Raw genomic sequence first — 14,771 nt, 5'->3', positions numbered from 1 at the left:
TTCCCGGCATCTCGGGAACCCTTTCCAGACTGCATACTTCACGCTCCAGGATTCAAAATTCCTGGCGAAAGTATGCGAGGCGGCCCCAAGGCGAACAAGCAGAAAAAACACCCCGATCGATCGGCTTTGCCGATCAATCATTTTCCCTCTCCCGACAGGAATCTCATGGAACTACGACAACTGGAGTGCTTTCTGGCCGTGGCCGAACTGCTGCATTTCGGCAATGCCGCCCAGCGCCTGCACATGAGCCAGTCCAGCGTGTCTGAGGCCGTGCGCAATCTGGAACACGCCCTGGGCGGCGCCCTCTTCGATCGCAGCAGCCGGCGCGTGGCGCTCACTGCGCTGGGCGAGGCATTGCGCCAGGAGGCCGGGCCGGCCGTGCTGCGCCTGAACACCGCCTGGCAGGAATGCCGGCTGATCGCGTCCGGGCGCAAGCGCGAACTCAAGATCGGTTTTCTGGGCGGCGGCTTCTATGAGCTGCATCAGCCGCTGGTCAGCGAATTCACCGCGCTCTATCCCGGCGTGAACCTGGAGTTTGTGGAGCTGACCTACGTGAGCCACTTCTCCGCCATCACCGATGGGGCAGTCGATGTCGCCTTCTGCCGCCTGCCGCTGGGCGGCGAAGGCCTGCGGCGCGGACCCATCGTGATGCTGGATCAGCGCATGCTCTGCGTGCCGCGCGATCATCCCCTGGCCGGCGAAACCCTGATCAGCCCCGAATGCCTGGCCCACGAGAAACTGGCGCGCCTGGTGCCGGGCTCGGTCAGCAACGAGTGGAGCGACTACCACTTCCCGCGCTATACCCCCAGCGGCCGCCCCATCGCCGACGGCCCGACCGTGCGCACCATCCGCGAAGCCATCTCGGTCGTCACCTCGCGCCAGGGCGTCTTCATGATCACCCGTCGCGCCCAGCGCTACTACGACACCCCCAACATCGCCTTCGTGCCCATCGACCTGCCCGCCATGCCCTCGGCGCTGGCCTGGCGGGCCGACGACACCCGCAGCGTGATCGCCGACCTCAACGCCCTGCTCATGCGTATCGCACAACGCCACGGCACCATCCCCCCAGGCCCCGGATTGTTGACAATCTAGCTTTTGCAGGACGTTTTTCCTATAATCCGAGGGCCAACTGCTTAGCGATTGTCGACATGAAGTCCAAAATCCTGCCCCTCCCCCTGCCCAGCGGCGGTGAATCGGAAACCCTCTCGGATCAGGCTTTCCGGCAGATCCTGTCGGCCATTGTCCAGGGTGAGATTGCGCCGGGCAGCAAGGTCTCGGAGCTGGAGCTCTCGCGCACCTACGGCATCAGCCGGGGGCCGCTGCGTGAAGCCATCCACCGCCTGGAAGGACAGAAGCTGCTGGTGCGCGTGCCGCACGTGGGCGCGCGCGTGGTGTCGCTGTCGCAGCAGGAGTTGTGCGAGCTCTACCAGATCCGCGAGTCGCTCGAGGGCATGGCCTGCCGCCTGGCCGCCGAACGCATCACGCCGGCCGCCATGGATGAGCTGCGCCGCGTGCTGCAGGCCCATGAACGCGACGAAGCCTTCCAGTCCGGGCGCGGCTACTACCTCCAGGAAGGCGACTACGACTTTCACTATCGCATCGTGCAGGCCAGCGGCAACCAGATGCTGATCCGCCTGCTGTGCGACGAGCTCTACCAGCTTGCCCGCATGTACCGAATCCAGTACTCGGCCACGCCACACCGACCCCGGCAGGCCTACGCCGAGCACCACCGCATTCTCGACGCCATCGGCGATGGCGACGGTGAATTGGCTGAACTCCTGATGCGCCGCCACATCCGCGCATCGCGTCTCAACATTGAAAACCAGATCGCACAGGGCAACCTGGAGCGCACCGAGGCATGAACACCAACTATCGCAAGCCCCTGCCGGGCACCAGCCTGGATTATTTCGATGCACGCGCCGCCGTCGAGGCGCTGTCTCCCGGCGCCTACGAGCGCCTGCCGTATACCTCGCGCGTGCTGGCCGAGAACCTGGTGCGCCGCTGTGACCCGGCGATGCTCGACGATGCGCTGCGTCAGCTGATCGAACGTCGCCGCGACCTGGATTTCCCGTGGTTCCCCGCCCGCGTGGTGTGCCATGACATCCTGGGCCAGACCGCCCTGGTGGACCTGGCCGGCCTGCGCGATGCCATCGCCGAAAAAGGCGGCGACCCGGCCAAGGTGAATCCGGTCGTGCCCGTGCAGCTGATCGTTGACCACTCGCTGGCCGTGGAGCACGGCGGCTTCGAGCCCGACGCCTTCGAGAAGAACCGCGCCATCGAAGACCGCCGCAACGAAGACCGCTTCCACTTCATCGACTGGACCCGCGAAGCCTTCGAGAACGTCGAAGTCGTGCCGCCGGGCAACGGCATCATGCACCAGATCAACCTGGAGCGCATGTCGCCGGTCATCCAGGCCCAGCAGGGCGTGGCCTACCCCGACACCCTGGTCGGCACCGACAGCCACACCCCGCACGTCGACGCGCTGGGCGTGCTGGCCATCGGCGTGGGCGGCCTGGAGGCCGAAAACGTCATGCTGGGCCGCGCGTCCTGGATGCGCCTGCCGGATATCGTCGGCGTCGAACTGACCGGCCGCCGCCAGCCGGGCATCACCGCCACCGACATCGTGCTCACACTGACCGAATTCCTGCGCAAGGAAAAGGTGGTGGGCGCCTATCTGGAGTTCTACGGCGAGGGCGCTGCCAGCCTGACGCTGGGCGACCGCGCCACCATCTCCAACATGGCGCCGGAGTACGGCGCCACGGCGGCGATGTTCTCCATCGACAGCCAGACCATCGAATACCTCAAGCTGACCGGCCGCGACGATGCCCAGGTGCGCCTGGTCGAAACCTACGCCAAGGAAGCCGGCCTGTGGTCGGACACGCTCAAGAAGGCAGAATTCGAGCGCGTGCTGCGCTTTGACCTGTCCTCCGTGGTGCGCACCCTGGCCGGCCCGTCCAACCCGCATCGCCGCCTGGCAGTGTCCGACCTGGCCGAACGCGGCATCGCCGCGCCGGTGCAGCACGAGCCGGGCCTGATGCCCGACGGCGCCGTCATCATCGCCGCCATCACCAGCTGCACCAACACCAGCAACCCGCGCAACGTGATCGCCGCCGGCCTGCTGGCGCGCAACGCCAACCGCGCCGGGCTGAGCCGCAAGCCCTGGGTCAAGACCTCGCTGGCTCCCGGATCCAAGGCCGTGGCCCTGTACCTGGACGAAGCCGGCCTGACCGCCGAGCTGGAAAAACTCGGCTTTGGCGTGGTGGCCTTTGCCTGTACCACTTGCAACGGCATGTCGGGCGCGCTGGACCCCGTGATCCAGCAGGAAATCATCGACCGCGACCTCTATGCGACCGCCGTGCTCTCCGGCAACCGCAACTTCGATGGCCGCATCCACCCCTATGCCAAGCAGGCCTTCCTGGCCTCGCCCCCGCTGGTGGTGGCCTACGCGATCGCCGGCACGATGCGTTTCGACATCGAGCAGGATGTGCTGGGCGTCGGCCCCGACGGCAAGGAGATCCGCCTGAAGGACCTCTGGCCCAGCGATGAAGAAATCGACGCCGTGGTGGCGGCCTCGGTCAAGCCGGAGCAGTTCCGCAAGGTGTACGAACCCATGTTCGCCGTGCGCGCCGAAAGCCGCAGCAGCGTGAGCCCCTTGTACCAGTGGCGTCCGCAAAGCACCTACATCCGCCGCCCGCCGTACTGGGAAGGCGCGCTGGCCGGCGAGCGCACGCTGCGCGGCATGCGTCCGCTGGCTCTGCTGGGCGACAACATCACCACCGACCACCTGTCGCCGTCGAACGCCATTTTGGCCGACAGCGCCGCCGGCGAATACCTCGCCAAGATGGGCCTGCCCGAGGAGGACTTCAACTCCTACGCGACCCACCGCGGCGATCACCTGACCGCGCAGCGTGCCACCTTCGCCAACCCGAAGCTGTTCAACGAGATGGTGCTCGACGAGCAGGGGAACGTGCGCCAGGGCTCGCTGGCCCGCGTCGAACCCGAAGGCAAGACCATGCGCATGTGGGAAGCCATCGAAACCTACATGGAACGCAAGCAGCCGCTGATCATCGTTGCCGGCGCCGACTATGGCCAGGGCTCCTCGCGTGACTGGGCCGCCAAGGGCGTGCGCCTGGCCGGCGTCGAAGCCATCGTGGCCGAAGGCTTCGAACGCATCCACCGCACCAACCTGATCGGCATGGGCGTGCTGCCGCTGGAGTTCAAGCCCGGCACCGACCGCAAGACGCTGGGCCTGGACGGCACCGAGACCTATGACGTGATCGGCGAGCGCAAGCCGCGCGCCGACCTGACGCTGGTCATCCATCACCGCGACGGCCAGACGGTCGAAGTGCCGGTGACCTGCCGTCTGGACACCGCCGAAGAAGTGTCGATCTATGAGGCCGGCGGCGTGCTGCAGCGTTTCGCCCAGGACTTCCTGGAAGCCGACGCAGCCCGCCAGGCAGGCTGATCCCGGGCGGGCGGGCGCGATATCGCGCCGGCCCGCCTGCCCCCCCTACGAACCCCGCTATCAGGAGGCCAGCATGGCCCACGCACCCCAGATCCGGATCCCCGCCACCTACATGCGCGGCGGCACCAGCAAAGGCGTGTTCTTCAAACTGACGGATCTGCCCGAAGCCGCGCAGGTCCCGGGCGCAGCGCGCGATGCCCTGCTCTTGCGCGTGATCGGCAGCCCCGACCCTTACGGCAAACAGATCGACGGCATGGGCGCTGCCACGTCCAGCACCAGCAAGACCGTCATCCTGGCCAAGAGCAGCCGTCCCGACCATGACGTGGACTATCTGTTCGGCCAGGTCTCCATCGACCAGCCCTTCGTGGACTGGAGCGGCAACTGCGGCAACCTGTCGGCCGCCGTGGGTCCCTTCGCCATCACCAACGGCCTGGTCGACCCCGACCGCGTGCCGCGCAACGGCGTGGCCGTGGTGCGCATCTGGCAAGCCAATATTGGCAAGACCATCGTGGCCCACGTGCCCATCACCGACGGTGCGGTGCAGGAGACGGGTGATTTCGAGCTTGACGGCGTGACCTTCCCCGCCGCCGAAGTGCGCCTGGAGTTCCTCGATCCGGCCGATGATGGCGAAGAAGGCGGCTCGATGTTCCCCACCGGCAATCTGGTCGACACCCTGGAAGTGCCGGGTGTGGGCAGCTTCCAGGCCACCATGATCAACTCCGGCATCCCGACCATCTTCCTGCAGGCCGAGGCGCTGGGCTACAACGGCACCGAACTGCAGGAGGCCATCAACGGCGATCCCGCCGCACTCGCGCGCCTGGAAACCATTCGCGCGCACGGCGCGCTGCGCATGGGCCTGATCAAATCCCTGGACGAAGCCGCTTCGCGCCAGCACACGCCCAAAGTCGCCTTCGTGGCCCCGCCCACCGACTACGTCGCCTCCAGCGGCAAGACCATCGCCGCCGGCGACGTCGACCTGCTGGTGCGCGCCCTGTCCATGGGCAAGCTGCATCACGCCATGATGGGCACGGCTTCGGTGGCCATCGGTACGGCAGCCGCCGTACCGGGCACCCTGGTCAACCAGGCCGCCGGCGGCGGCGAGCGCGACGGCGTGCGCTTCGGCCACCCCTCGGGCACCCTGCGCGTGGGCGCCGAAGCCAAGCTGGTCGATGGCGAGTGGACCGTCACCAAGGCCATCATGTCGCGCAGCGCGCGCGTGCTGATGGAAGGCTGGGTCCGCATCCCCGGCTGACCCGCCGCCCGTGTGCGCCACGCCGTGCGCGGCGCACACGGGCTTCAGGCCGGGCTGGCGTCGTAGATGATCTCTACCGGCGCCTGCCCGGCCCGGGCCGGCAGGCGCCCCGTGGCCGTGCTGACCTCAACCAGGGCATGCCAGTCCGGCAGGCTTTCGAGATAACGCAGATCCTCGGCATCCAGATCGAGCCCGAAGATCACCGGCCCGACCTTGCCCAATGGTTTTCCCGACAGCTCCCGGATGCTGACGGTGCGCCCGCCCATCAGCTGAAAGCCGCCCCGGCCCCTGAGTCTGGGCAGTCCCATTTCTTCCAGCACCTGCGCCAGCAGGCGTCGACCCGCCGGCAGCATGGGCTTGAGCAACATCACCCCCCGGCCGATTTCATCGACCAGCCCCAGAAACTCGAACAAGCCTGCGGCCAGGGCCTGGCGATCGGCGCCGCCCCCTTTGGCCAATAATCGTCTACGCAACATGGATCGCTCCTGAGCCCGGCAGGCCCGCCGCCTCGCGGCAGGGCCATGCCCGGACACCCGATGATCAAGTGAGCCATGCGCTGCGCGCAGCCTGCGCGCACAGGGCCGGCCCTCCGGGTCTCGGCGCGCGGCCCAGCAGGGCAGCGCGCGGCAATCTCAACAGGGAGGCGCGCGTGGCCCCAGGGCGGGGCCGGTCAGGCGGATAGCGGGAGGTGGCGCAGCCCAGGCCCGGCGGCGCGCCAGGCGCTGCGACGGGCGCCAGGGCCACCAGAAGGCAAGTGCCAGCAAGGCCGGCGTCACCTGCGAGAGCAGGCCGAAGGGGCAGTCCGGATCCGACGCCACGCCATGGTCGTGCGGCGCGCCTGACGTGGCCAGGCCCTCCGCCGGCAGCGAAAAGGCGAGCCGCTCGCCGCTCGCCGTGCACAGGGTCAGTTCGAGCTGGCCCAGCTTGAGCGCACCCGGGTCCGGCATGTAGCCGGCCGGGATCAGGCCGCGCAGCAGCACGGCCGCCAGCAAGCCCCACAACGGCAGGGCGGCGCGGACGTGGCCTAACAGCGAAGCAAGACCCCAAGGGGCAATGGCAGCCATGCGGGGATTCTAATGCAGTCCCCACCGGCGATGCCTAGACACTTGTCAATGTTTTGATAATCGTCGTAATATCGAATCAAAATTGCCACACACGCTCTCATGCTGACCCTCTATCACAACCCGGACTGCGGGACTTCGCGCAATGTGCTGCACAATCTCCTGCGCCTGGGCCTGAAGCCCGTCGTCATCCTCTACCTGGAGCAGCCCCCTCCCCCGGCCCAGCTGCTGCGGCTGGCGCAGGCCAGCGGGCTGCGGCTGCAAGAGCTGTTGCGCATCAAGGGTTCGCCGTATCACGCGCTGGGATTGGACGCGCCCCATTGGAGCGACGCGCAACGGCTGGAACACATGCAACGTCATCCGATCCTGATCAATCGCCCCCTGCTGGAAAGCCCGGCGGGTGTGCGCCTGTGCCGGCCCTCCGACCTGATGCTGGACCTGCTGCCCGGTGCCGCTGGCCTGCGGCTCGAAAAAGAGGATGGCACGCCTCTGCTGCGCGACAGCCTCGTCGAGCTGGACGATCCGGGCCTGAAGCAGGCGTGGCGGGCCGCCGGCCTGCCCGACCTGCCGACCGGCGCCCTTGCCTATCGCTATGCCACCACCGACGGCGACAGGGTCGCCCATGCCGCCGTCTCGACAGCCGACGGCCATGCCTGGCTGCACGGCATCGCACCTGAGCCGGTGTGGCGCGACGCCGGCACGATGGCCGGCGTCCTGGCGCTGGCATCCCGACGCGCCTTTGACCGGGGCGCTCGCCAGCTCTGGACGAACGCCTCGCAGGCCGGACCGGCCATGACCTCGGGCGGCTGGCGCAGCGCCGGGCTGCCGCCTGCCAGCTTGAAACCATCCACCGGAGCAGACTTCCTGGCCCGGGAGATTTCACTATGAATGCTGTCCCCCCTTCCCTGAACGATCTTCCCCATCTCGACCCCGGACTTGCCGACCTCGACATCGCCAAAGGCCTGGGCCTGCCCGAGGCGCCTGCCCCTCGCATCCTGCTGCTGTACGGCTCTTTGCGCGAGCGCTCGTTCAGCCGTTATGCCAGTGAAGAGGCGGCTCGTCTGTTGCGCGCCTTCGGCGCCGAAACCCGCACGTTCAACCCGGCCGGCCTGCCGCTGGTGGACGACGCGCCCGCCGACCACCCCAAGGTGGTGGAACTGCGCGCAGCGGTACAGTGGGCGGAAGGCATGGTGTGGAGCTCTCCCGAACGCCATGGCGCCATGACGGGGCTGATGAAAACCCAGATCGACTGGATCCCTCTGACAGAGGGCGCCATGCGGCCCACGCAAGGCAAGACGCTGGCCCTGATGCAGGTCAGCGGCGGGTCCCAGTCCTTTAACGCCGTCAATCAGATGCGCGTGCTGGGTCGCTGGATGCGCATGCTCACCATCCCCAATCAGTCGTCGGTCGCGCGCGCCTGGCAAGAGTTCGACGAGGCTGGCCGTATGCGGCCCTCGCCCTATTACGACCGTATCGTCGATGTCATGGAGGAATTGGTGAAGTTCACCCTGCTCACGCGAGCGGCAGCACCCTACCTGGCCGATCGATACAGCGAGCGCCGCGAAAGTGCCCAGGCGCTCTCGCGGCGCATGAATCAGGCGGCCCTATGATGGCCGCCGGGCCTTATTTTTTCTTCTTGCCGAACACCGACACGGCCGCGGCCAGGCCGCCGCAGACGAAACCGATGATGATGTAAACCGGCAGGGTCAATGCCTCGGGTCGATACAGCGCCAGCAGGCCGACTATGATCACGGCGGGGATCCCCGCCACCAGGTATTGTTCGCGCTTCACCGTCATACTCCTTGAAAACCCGCCACGCCATCCTCGGCCGGACAGCCCGAGTATGCCAGAGGCGGCCGGCCGCGCGAACGCCGGGCAGGGCGGCGGCATCGCCAATGCCGCCGCCGCGGTTTCAGGGCGTGGCCGGCTTGGCCGAGCGCGCCACCAGCCCGCGCCACTTGTCGTGGCTGGCGCGCACCACGTCCTCGAAGCCTTGCGGCGTGCTGCTCCAGATCTCCACATACTGGCGCTGCAGCTGATCCTGGACGTCGGGCGAATCGAGCGCCTGGCGCAGGGCCGCGTTGAGCTTGTCCCGCGTGGCCGCCGGGATGGCCGGCGGGCCGACCACGCCCCACCAGAGTTCCCCGCCCGCCTCGCCGTAACCCTGCACGCCGGCCTCATCCAGCGTGGGCACGTCCGGCAGGAAGGGCGAACGCTTATGCCCCGAGACGGCCAGCGGCCGCAGACTGCCGTCCTTGATGCGCCCCATGGTCGTGTTGAGCGTGTCGAACATGAAAGTGGTGCGTCCGGCCAGCAGATCGGTCAGCGCCGGTGCGCTGCCACGATAGGGAACATGCGTCATGGCGCCCCCGCTGAGCGCGCCCAGCAGCGCGCCCGACAGGTGATTGGACGAGCCTTCGCCGGCCGACCCATAGGTGACGTTGGCCTGCGGATCGCGCGCCTGCGCCAGCAGTTGCGGCACACTGCCCAGCGCCGAGCCGCCCGGCACCAGCAGCACGTTGGTATAGCGCCCGAGCAGGCCGATATTGGAGAACGAGGTCAGGGGATCATAGGGCGCCGGCTGGGTGATGTTGGGCACGATGGTCTGGGTGCCCACGCTGCCGATACCGATGGTGTAGCCATCGGGCGCGGCGCGCGAGACGTGATTCATGCCGATGGCCCCGCCCGCGCCCGGCCGGTTCTCGACCACCACGGCCGTGCCGAGCAGCTCGCCCATCTTCTTGGCGATGGGCCGCGAGACCGTATCCATCGGCCCGCCGGCGGCGAACGGCACCACCCAGGTGATGGGCCGCTCGGGCCATTGCGCCTGGGCTGCGGCCGACAGACCGGCCAGCGCCAGCGCCGTCACGGCGCGCTGTATCAGCTTGTTCATCGCGGTTCTCCGGTGTGGAATTGCTCGCGCGCCTGACTGGCCTCGGCGCTCTGGCCGCACAGCAAGGCCTGATCCACGTCCATATAGGTACTCACATAGTTAAGCGCGTTGGCGTAGGCGTTGACGCTCTGCTTGCTCATCTTGACCACATGCCCGGGCGACTGCGTCACGCGCCCGGCCAGCGCGCGGGCGCGCGCCAGCGCCTGACCCGGCTCGGCGAGCCAGTCGGCCAAGCCCCAATCCAATGCCGTAGCCGCGCTCATCTTCTCGCCCAGCAACATGATCTGCTTGGCGCGCGAAGCCCCCACACGCGCCACCAGCCGCGGCACGGTGTGCCACACCAGCGGGATGCCGATCTGCACTTCCGGCACATACAGAAAGGCGTCATTGGCCATCACGCGCCAATCGCAGGCCAGCGTGAGCGCGATTCCCCCGCCGACGTTGCAGCCCTCCACGGCGGCGATGGTCAGTTGCGGCAGGCTCTCCCAGGCCTGGCACAGACGCGCGCCAGTGGCGGCGATGTGGCGCCGCTCGTCCAGCGATTTCCCCTCCAGCGCCCAGCGGGCCGGATCCTTCAGATCGACCCCGGCCGAAAAGGCCTGGGCGCTGCCGGCCAGCACGATCGCCGAAATGTCGAAACGACCCTGATACTGCTGGGCCACGCCGATAAGGGCCTCCATGGCCTGCAGCGACAGTGCGTTGCGGCGCTCGCCGCGGTCGTAGGTGATGACGGCCAAGGGGCCGCTTTCCTGGATGTCTATCATGGTGTTCTCCTCCTTGCGGCCTCAGGCCTGACGCAACGCGCCGCTGGCCAGGGCCTGGGCGATTTCCTCGGGGGCAAAGCCAAAGCGGCGCATGACCTCCTCACTGTGCTGCCCGATACGCGGCGGACCGCGCCGCACGCCGCCCGGCGTGCGCTGCAGCTTGATCGGGATGCCCGCCATGGACACCCCGTCCACGCTCACCTGCATCTGGCGGGTGGCGGTGTGATCGAGCGCCAGGGCCTGCTCGACCGAGAGCATGGGCGCGCACGGCACGCCCAGCGCCATCAGCCGATGAAACAGCGCCTGACCATCGATCTGCGCCAACTGTTGCACCAGGGTTTCGCGCAGGCTGTCGCGATGCGCCACGCGATCGCGATTGCGCCGATAGCGCACGTCTTCGGCCAGGGCCGGGCACCCCAGTTCCTGGCACAGCAGGCCGAACTGGCGGTCGTTGCCGATGGCGATGAAAAGCTTCTGCGTGGCTGTCGGAAACAGGTCATACGGCACGATGTTGGGATGGCCGTTGCCGGTGCGCGCCGAAGCCCCGCCATTGAGGGCATTGGCCGTATGGGGATGCAGCATGCCCAGCGCCGTGTCGAACAGGGTGATCTCCACCGACTGGCCCCGCCCGGACTTCTCGCGCTCGTACAGCGCCAGCAACACCCCGATCACGGCATTCATGCCAGTGCTGGTGTCGACCAGCGGAATGCCGATGCGCACCGGATCGAGGGCGGGATCGCCGTTGATCGACATCAGCCCCGAGAGCGCCTGCACCGCAGCGTCATAGCCCGGCAGACCGCCGAACTCGCCCGTCTCGCCAAAGCCCGAGACGCGGCAGTGGATCAGGCGGGGAAAGCGCTCCAGCAACTCGCCGGGATGCGCGATGCCCCATTTGCGCCAGGTGCTCAGTTTGAAGTTTTCCACCAGCACGTCCACCTGCTCCAGCATGCGAAACAGCAGCTCACGCCCGGACGGACCCGAGAGATCCACCGCCACATCCCGCTTGTTGCGGTTCAGGCCGAGGTAATACGGCGCATCGCCGTCCACGAAGGGCGGGCCGTAGCCACGCGTATCGTCGCCGTCGAAAGATTCCAGCTTGATCACTTCGGCGCCGTGGTCGCCCAGCATCTGGGCGGCAAAGGGCCCTGCCAGCACGCGCGAGACGTCCAGCACCACCACCCCGTCCAGGGCGGACTTGCCAACTACCATCGTCATGTCTTCTCCGTCAGTCGATGCGAGCGCCCGAGGCGCGCACGATGGGCGCCCAGCGTTCGGTTTCGGCATTCATGAAGGCGCCGAACTCGGCCGGCGAGCCCGGCTGCACCAGCACGCCCATGCCCTGCATGCGTTGCTGGAAATCCGGCCGCGCAATCACGGCCTGCAAGGCTTGATCAAGCGTCTTGATCACTTGCGGCGGCGTGCCGGCCGGCGCGATCAGTCCATACCAGGACGCGACATCGAACTCGGGAAAGCCCGATTCGGCCATGGTCGGAAGATCGGGCGCGCTGGCCAGGCGATCGCGGGTCGTGACGGCCAGCGCCCGCATGCGGCCGGACTGCACGAACGGCCAGACCGTGGGCACGTTGTCGAACATGTAGGAGACCTGCCCGCCCATCACGGCCACGCCGGCCGGCGCGCTGCCTTTAAAGGGCACATGGGTGACGTCGATGTCGGCTGCGCTGCGGAACATCTCGCCCGCGATGTGGATGGAGGTACCGTTGCCCGAGGAGGCGAAGGTCAGCTTGCCGGGATGCTGCCTGGCGTAGTCGACCAGCTCGGCCACGCTATGCACCGGCAGCGACGGGTTGACCACCAGCAGGCTGGGGACCTTGCCCACCAGGCCCACGGGCGCGAAATCCTGGCCCAGATTGAAGCCGGGCTTGGCATACAGCGTCTGGTTGATGGCGCTGGTCACGGCGACCATCAGCAAGGTGTGCCCGTCCGGCTTGGCGCGCGCGACCTGGGCGGCGGCGATATTGCTGCCTGCGCCCGGCTTGTTTTCCACGATCACCGATTGTTTAAGCTGCTCCGACAATTCGGTGGCGATGACGCGCGCCATGGCGTCGGTCGGGCCACCCGCGGCAAATCCCACCACCAATGAGACCGGCGCCTCGGGATAGGCCGCCTGGGCAGCGGCGCCAGGTCCGGCCGATAGGGCCAGCGCAACCGCCAGCCGATATGCGTAAACGGGCAAACGCCCGAGAAAAGCGTGCTGCATGTTGTCTGCCTCCGAATTGTTATTGGCAGGCGGATAGTAGAAACAATGAACAGCACGCCGTAAGATGATGTTCAAATAATGAACGATATAACCATTGAGGATAATGATGCCTGCCACGCAGACACGCGGCCCGAGCACCCTGCTCAAAGGCCTGACGGTGCTGGACACCCTGCGCGCGGCGGCGCCACAGGGCATGGGCGCCACGGAGGTCGCCGCGCACACCGGCATTGACCGCATCGCCGTCCAGCGCATCTTCCTGGCCCTGGAAACCCGCGGCTGGGTGCGCCGCAACGAAGCCGGCAAGCGCTTTTTCATCGGCGAGGCCGCCGAGCGCGCGCCGGCGCGTCCCTGGACGCCGCCCGGCCTGAGCGAAAGCCTGCTGCAACAGGCCGTCGAAGGCATGCGCCGGCTGGCGCGCGAAGTGGGCGATGCCTTTTTCCTGGTTGGCATCGACGGCGTGCACTCGGTGTGCATCCATCGGGAGATCGGCGACTATCCGATGCAGATCCTTGCCAGCTATCCCGGCAAGCGCCATCCGCTGGGCGTGGGCTCTTCGGGCATGGCCTTGCTGGCGGCGCTGCCCGAAGCCCAGGCCTGCGCCATCGTGCAGGCCAACTCGGCCACCTATGAACAATACGGCGGCATCTCCACCGAAATGATTCATCGCCTGCGGCTCAACACCCGGCAACGCGGCTACGCCGTGATGCCCAACTATGCCGTGCGCGGCGCGCTGGGCGTGGGCTGTGCGCTCACGCGGCCCGACGGCCAGGCCATGCTGGCCATGAGCGTGAGCGCCATCACCGATCGCATGCCCATCAAGCGTCAGGCCGAGACCGCCAGCCTCCTGCGCCGCGAACTGGACAAACTGCAAGGCCGGCTTTAGGGCGCACTGCCCGGCGGTGGATCCGGCAGCGGCTGCGACGAATGAGGGCGCAAAAAAGCCACGGGGAAGCGGGATTCCACCGTGGCCGGGGTCTGGCGGGGCAGGCCGGGCAGCCAGTGGCTGCCCGCTGCGCATCAACGCCCGGGGGCGTGCTGCTCGACCACCATGTCCAGGACGTAGACCTTGGACGAAGCGTCGGCCGGCGGGTTTTTCCATTCGTAGCGATTCACGCGCAACACGGCGCGCGCGCCATCCTGGTGGGTATAACCCTGGATGTTGGCATACATGGGTTCCCACGGCCCCTGGGCCGGCAGCAGTACGCCGGCTTCGCTGTACTTGCGCTCACGCACCTGCAGGCATTGGCGGTTGCGGATCAGCGGATCGTTGCAGGCGACGCGATCAGGCGCAACCTCCAGGAAGATGCGCTCGGCCGGGCTGCCGTAGCGGGTTTCCGGCGTGGGCTCGCCGGTGAAAGTCAGCACGCTGCCATCCTGCGCCACCAGCACCAGACGCGGATCACTGCCCTGCCCCTCCAGCCGGGCCTGCATGTCGCCCTTCATCAGGCGGCCCATTTCGGCGTCGAGCTTCATCAGCGTCGGCTCGCAGGCCTTCATGGTGGAAGCGAGATTGGCCACCTGCAGCAGATCGCCCTGATGGCGATACCCGCCGAATTGGGTATTGCAACCACCCTGGATGCTCATGCCGTCCTGATTGAACAACAGCTTCAACGGCTGCTGCAGGCCCGGCTGCAATGCCGCCAGCGGCTGACCCGCCTTGTCGGTGGCCGAGGTCAGATACCACTCGTAGGCGGTCAGGGAAAGCGCCGAAGCCGGCGCCGTGGCGGTTGGAGTCATGGCAGATCCTTCGTCGGGGGAGGAAACCGGGGCGCAGGCCTGCAACAACGCCACCAGCGTCGCGGCCAACAGAGCCTTTCCTTGCATCGTATTCACCTTTTTCGAGGACCGTAACAGCGCTGATTCTACGTGTCCAAGGTGGCGCCCCGCCGTGACGGCGCGCCAAAGCGTTTCAAATTCTCACGCCGGCAGGGCCGCGGCAGGCGTGCCGCACAAGCCGTTTACCCGGCTCGGCAGCGCCCTGCCCGGCGCTGCCGCTGCCCGCCCGGGCCGACGCGCTGTTACAGGAAGACACGCATTGCCCGCGCCGCACACGCCGCCCGAGCGCTGCGGGACAGGCCTGGCTGTGCCGCGCAGGCAAGGCTCGGAAGTGCCTGGAAA

The 14,771-nt window shown here is 67.5% G+C and carries 15 protein-coding genes; 7 read left to right on the top strand and 8 right to left on the bottom strand.

Annotated elements, in window-relative coordinates:
• Positions 1-165: 165 nt before the first annotated feature.
• The 4 genes from A7V84_RS10315 (at position 166) to prpF (ending at position 5,717) form a co-directional block, all read left to right on the top strand.
• Complete coding sequence (locus tag A7V84_RS10315) at positions 166-1,092, top strand: LysR family transcriptional regulator (RefSeq protein WP_025512945.1); 927 nt, start codon at positions 166-168, stop codon at positions 1,090-1,092.
• Positions 1,093-1,148: 56 nt separating this feature from the next.
• Positions 1,149-1,862, top strand: a complete 714-nt coding sequence (locus tag A7V84_RS10310; protein WP_025512946.1) for a GntR family transcriptional regulator — start codon at positions 1,149-1,151, stop codon at positions 1,860-1,862.
• Positions 1,859-4,465 carry a Fe/S-dependent 2-methylisocitrate dehydratase AcnD gene (acnD, locus tag A7V84_RS10305; RefSeq protein WP_025512947.1) on the top strand — a complete coding sequence of 869 codons (2,607 nt, stop codon included), beginning with the start codon at positions 1,859-1,861 and terminating at the stop codon, positions 4,463-4,465. Before A7V84_RS10310 ends, acnD begins: the two co-directional genes overlap by 4 nt.
• Positions 4,466-4,538: 73 nt before the next feature.
• Positions 4,539-5,717 carry a 2-methylaconitate cis-trans isomerase PrpF gene (prpF, locus tag A7V84_RS10300; protein ID WP_033535449.1) on the top strand — a complete coding sequence of 393 codons (1,179 nt, stop codon included), beginning with the start codon at positions 4,539-4,541 and terminating at the stop codon, positions 5,715-5,717.
• A gap of 44 nt (positions 5,718-5,761) precedes the next feature.
• Here prpF and A7V84_RS10295 read toward each other — a convergent pair whose 3' ends face one another.
• Complete coding sequence (locus A7V84_RS10295) at positions 5,762-6,193, bottom strand: hypothetical protein (RefSeq protein WP_127070774.1); 432 nt, start codon at positions 6,191-6,193, stop codon at positions 5,762-5,764.
• Between the two features lie 156 nt (positions 6,194-6,349).
• Positions 6,350-6,781: a DUF2946 family protein gene (locus tag A7V84_RS10290; RefSeq protein WP_063491863.1), complete on the bottom strand. Its 432-nt coding sequence runs from the start codon at positions 6,779-6,781 to the stop codon at positions 6,350-6,352.
• A 99-nt stretch (positions 6,782-6,880) separates the two neighbouring features.
• On the opposite strand from A7V84_RS10290, the gene A7V84_RS10285 reads away from it, so the two are divergent.
• Together A7V84_RS10285 and arsH are read left to right on the top strand one after the other, a co-directional pair.
• Positions 6,881-7,666, top strand: coding sequence for an ArsC/Spx/MgsR family protein (locus tag A7V84_RS10285; protein WP_063491862.1), 786 nt, complete (start codon positions 6,881-6,883; stop codon positions 7,664-7,666).
• On the top strand, positions 7,663-8,388 hold the full coding sequence (gene arsH, locus A7V84_RS10280; protein WP_033535450.1) for an arsenical resistance protein ArsH: 726 nt from the start codon (positions 7,663-7,665) through the stop codon (positions 8,386-8,388). Before A7V84_RS10285 ends, arsH begins: the two co-directional genes overlap by 4 nt.
• A 13-nt stretch (positions 8,389-8,401) precedes the next feature.
• On the opposite strand, the gene A7V84_RS21095 is transcribed toward arsH, so the two are convergent.
• The 5 genes from A7V84_RS21095 to A7V84_RS10260 form a co-directional block, all read right to left on the bottom strand.
• Positions 8,402-8,569, bottom strand: a complete 168-nt coding sequence (locus A7V84_RS21095) for a hypothetical protein (protein WP_156507174.1) — start codon at positions 8,567-8,569, stop codon at positions 8,402-8,404.
• Between the two features lie 121 nt (positions 8,570-8,690).
• Positions 8,691-9,671 (bottom strand): Bug family tripartite tricarboxylate transporter substrate binding protein, encoded by a 981-nt coding sequence (locus A7V84_RS10275; protein WP_063491861.1) that lies wholly within the window; start codon positions 9,669-9,671, stop codon positions 8,691-8,693.
• Positions 9,668-10,435 carry an enoyl-CoA hydratase/isomerase family protein gene (locus A7V84_RS10270; protein ID WP_025512954.1) on the bottom strand — a complete coding sequence of 256 codons (768 nt, stop codon included), beginning with the start codon at positions 10,433-10,435 and terminating at the stop codon, positions 9,668-9,670. Before A7V84_RS10270 ends, A7V84_RS10275 begins: the two co-directional genes overlap by 4 nt.
• Before the next feature lie 21 nt (positions 10,436-10,456).
• Positions 10,457-11,650, bottom strand: a complete 1,194-nt coding sequence (locus A7V84_RS10265) for a CaiB/BaiF CoA transferase family protein (protein WP_033535452.1) — start codon at positions 11,648-11,650, stop codon at positions 10,457-10,459.
• A 10-nt stretch (positions 11,651-11,660) separates the two neighbouring features.
• Positions 11,661-12,653 carry a Bug family tripartite tricarboxylate transporter substrate binding protein gene (locus tag A7V84_RS10260; RefSeq protein ID WP_025512956.1) on the bottom strand — a complete coding sequence of 331 codons (993 nt, stop codon included), beginning with the start codon at positions 12,651-12,653 and terminating at the stop codon, positions 11,661-11,663.
• 103 nt (positions 12,654-12,756) lie between these two features.
• On the opposite strand from A7V84_RS10260, the gene A7V84_RS10255 reads away from it, so the two are divergent.
• Complete coding sequence (locus A7V84_RS10255; protein ID WP_025512957.1) at positions 12,757-13,536, top strand: IclR family transcriptional regulator; 780 nt, start codon at positions 12,757-12,759, stop codon at positions 13,534-13,536.
• A gap of 134 nt (positions 13,537-13,670) precedes the next feature.
• Here the strand turns inward: A7V84_RS10255 and A7V84_RS10250 are convergent, their stop codons facing one another.
• Entirely contained in the window at positions 13,671-14,477 is an 807-nt protein-coding gene (locus tag A7V84_RS10250; RefSeq protein ID WP_025512958.1) for an META and DUF4377 domain-containing protein, read from the bottom strand.
• Positions 14,478-14,771: the final 294 nt, after the last annotated feature.

The sequence above is a fragment of the Bordetella trematum genome (assembly GCF_900078335.1).
GTDB classification, from domain to species: Bacteria; Pseudomonadota; Gammaproteobacteria; order Burkholderiales; family Burkholderiaceae_B; genus Bordetella; species Bordetella trematum.
Note: the sequence above shows the minus strand (reverse complement) of the source record. Positions and strands in the feature narration are given on the sequence as shown.

What these genes read in the sequence shown, in the direction of transcription:
- A7V84_RS10270 (WP_025512954.1), bottom strand. Translation starts at nt 10,435, where the DNA reads ATGATAGACATCCAGGAAAGCGGCCCCTTGGCCGTCATCACCTACGAC.
- A7V84_RS10265 (WP_033535452.1), bottom strand. Translation starts at nt 11,650, where the DNA reads ATGACGATGGTAGTTGGCAAGTCCGCCCTGGACGGGGTGGTGGTGCTG.
- acnD (WP_025512947.1), top strand. Translation starts at nt 1,859, where the DNA reads ATGAACACCAACTATCGCAAGCCCCTGCCGGGCACCAGCCTGGATTAT.
- A7V84_RS10290 (WP_063491863.1), bottom strand. Translation starts at nt 6,781, where the DNA reads ATGGCTGCCATTGCCCCTTGGGGTCTTGCTTCGCTGTTAGGCCACGTC.
- A7V84_RS10255 (WP_025512957.1), top strand. Translation starts at nt 12,757, where the DNA reads ATGATGCCTGCCACGCAGACACGCGGCCCGAGCACCCTGCTCAAAGGC.
- A7V84_RS10275 (WP_063491861.1), bottom strand. Translation starts at nt 9,671, where the DNA reads ATGAACAAGCTGATACAGCGCGCCGTGACGGCGCTGGCGCTGGCCGGT.
- prpF (WP_033535449.1), top strand. Translation starts at nt 4,539, where the DNA reads ATGGCCCACGCACCCCAGATCCGGATCCCCGCCACCTACATGCGCGGC.
- A7V84_RS10250 (WP_025512958.1), bottom strand. Translation starts at nt 14,477, where the DNA reads ATGCAAGGAAAGGCTCTGTTGGCCGCGACGCTGGTGGCGTTGTTGCAG.
- A7V84_RS10310 (WP_025512946.1), top strand. Translation starts at nt 1,149, where the DNA reads ATGAAGTCCAAAATCCTGCCCCTCCCCCTGCCCAGCGGCGGTGAATCG.
- A7V84_RS10260 (WP_025512956.1), bottom strand. Translation starts at nt 12,653, where the DNA reads ATGCAGCACGCTTTTCTCGGGCGTTTGCCCGTTTACGCATATCGGCTG.
- A7V84_RS10315 (WP_025512945.1), top strand. Translation starts at nt 166, where the DNA reads ATGGAACTACGACAACTGGAGTGCTTTCTGGCCGTGGCCGAACTGCTG.
- arsH (WP_033535450.1), top strand. Translation starts at nt 7,663, where the DNA reads ATGAATGCTGTCCCCCCTTCCCTGAACGATCTTCCCCATCTCGACCCC.
- A7V84_RS10285 (WP_063491862.1), top strand. Translation starts at nt 6,881, where the DNA reads ATGCTGACCCTCTATCACAACCCGGACTGCGGGACTTCGCGCAATGTG.
- A7V84_RS10295 (WP_127070774.1), bottom strand. Translation starts at nt 6,193, where the DNA reads ATGTTGCGTAGACGATTATTGGCCAAAGGGGGCGGCGCCGATCGCCAG.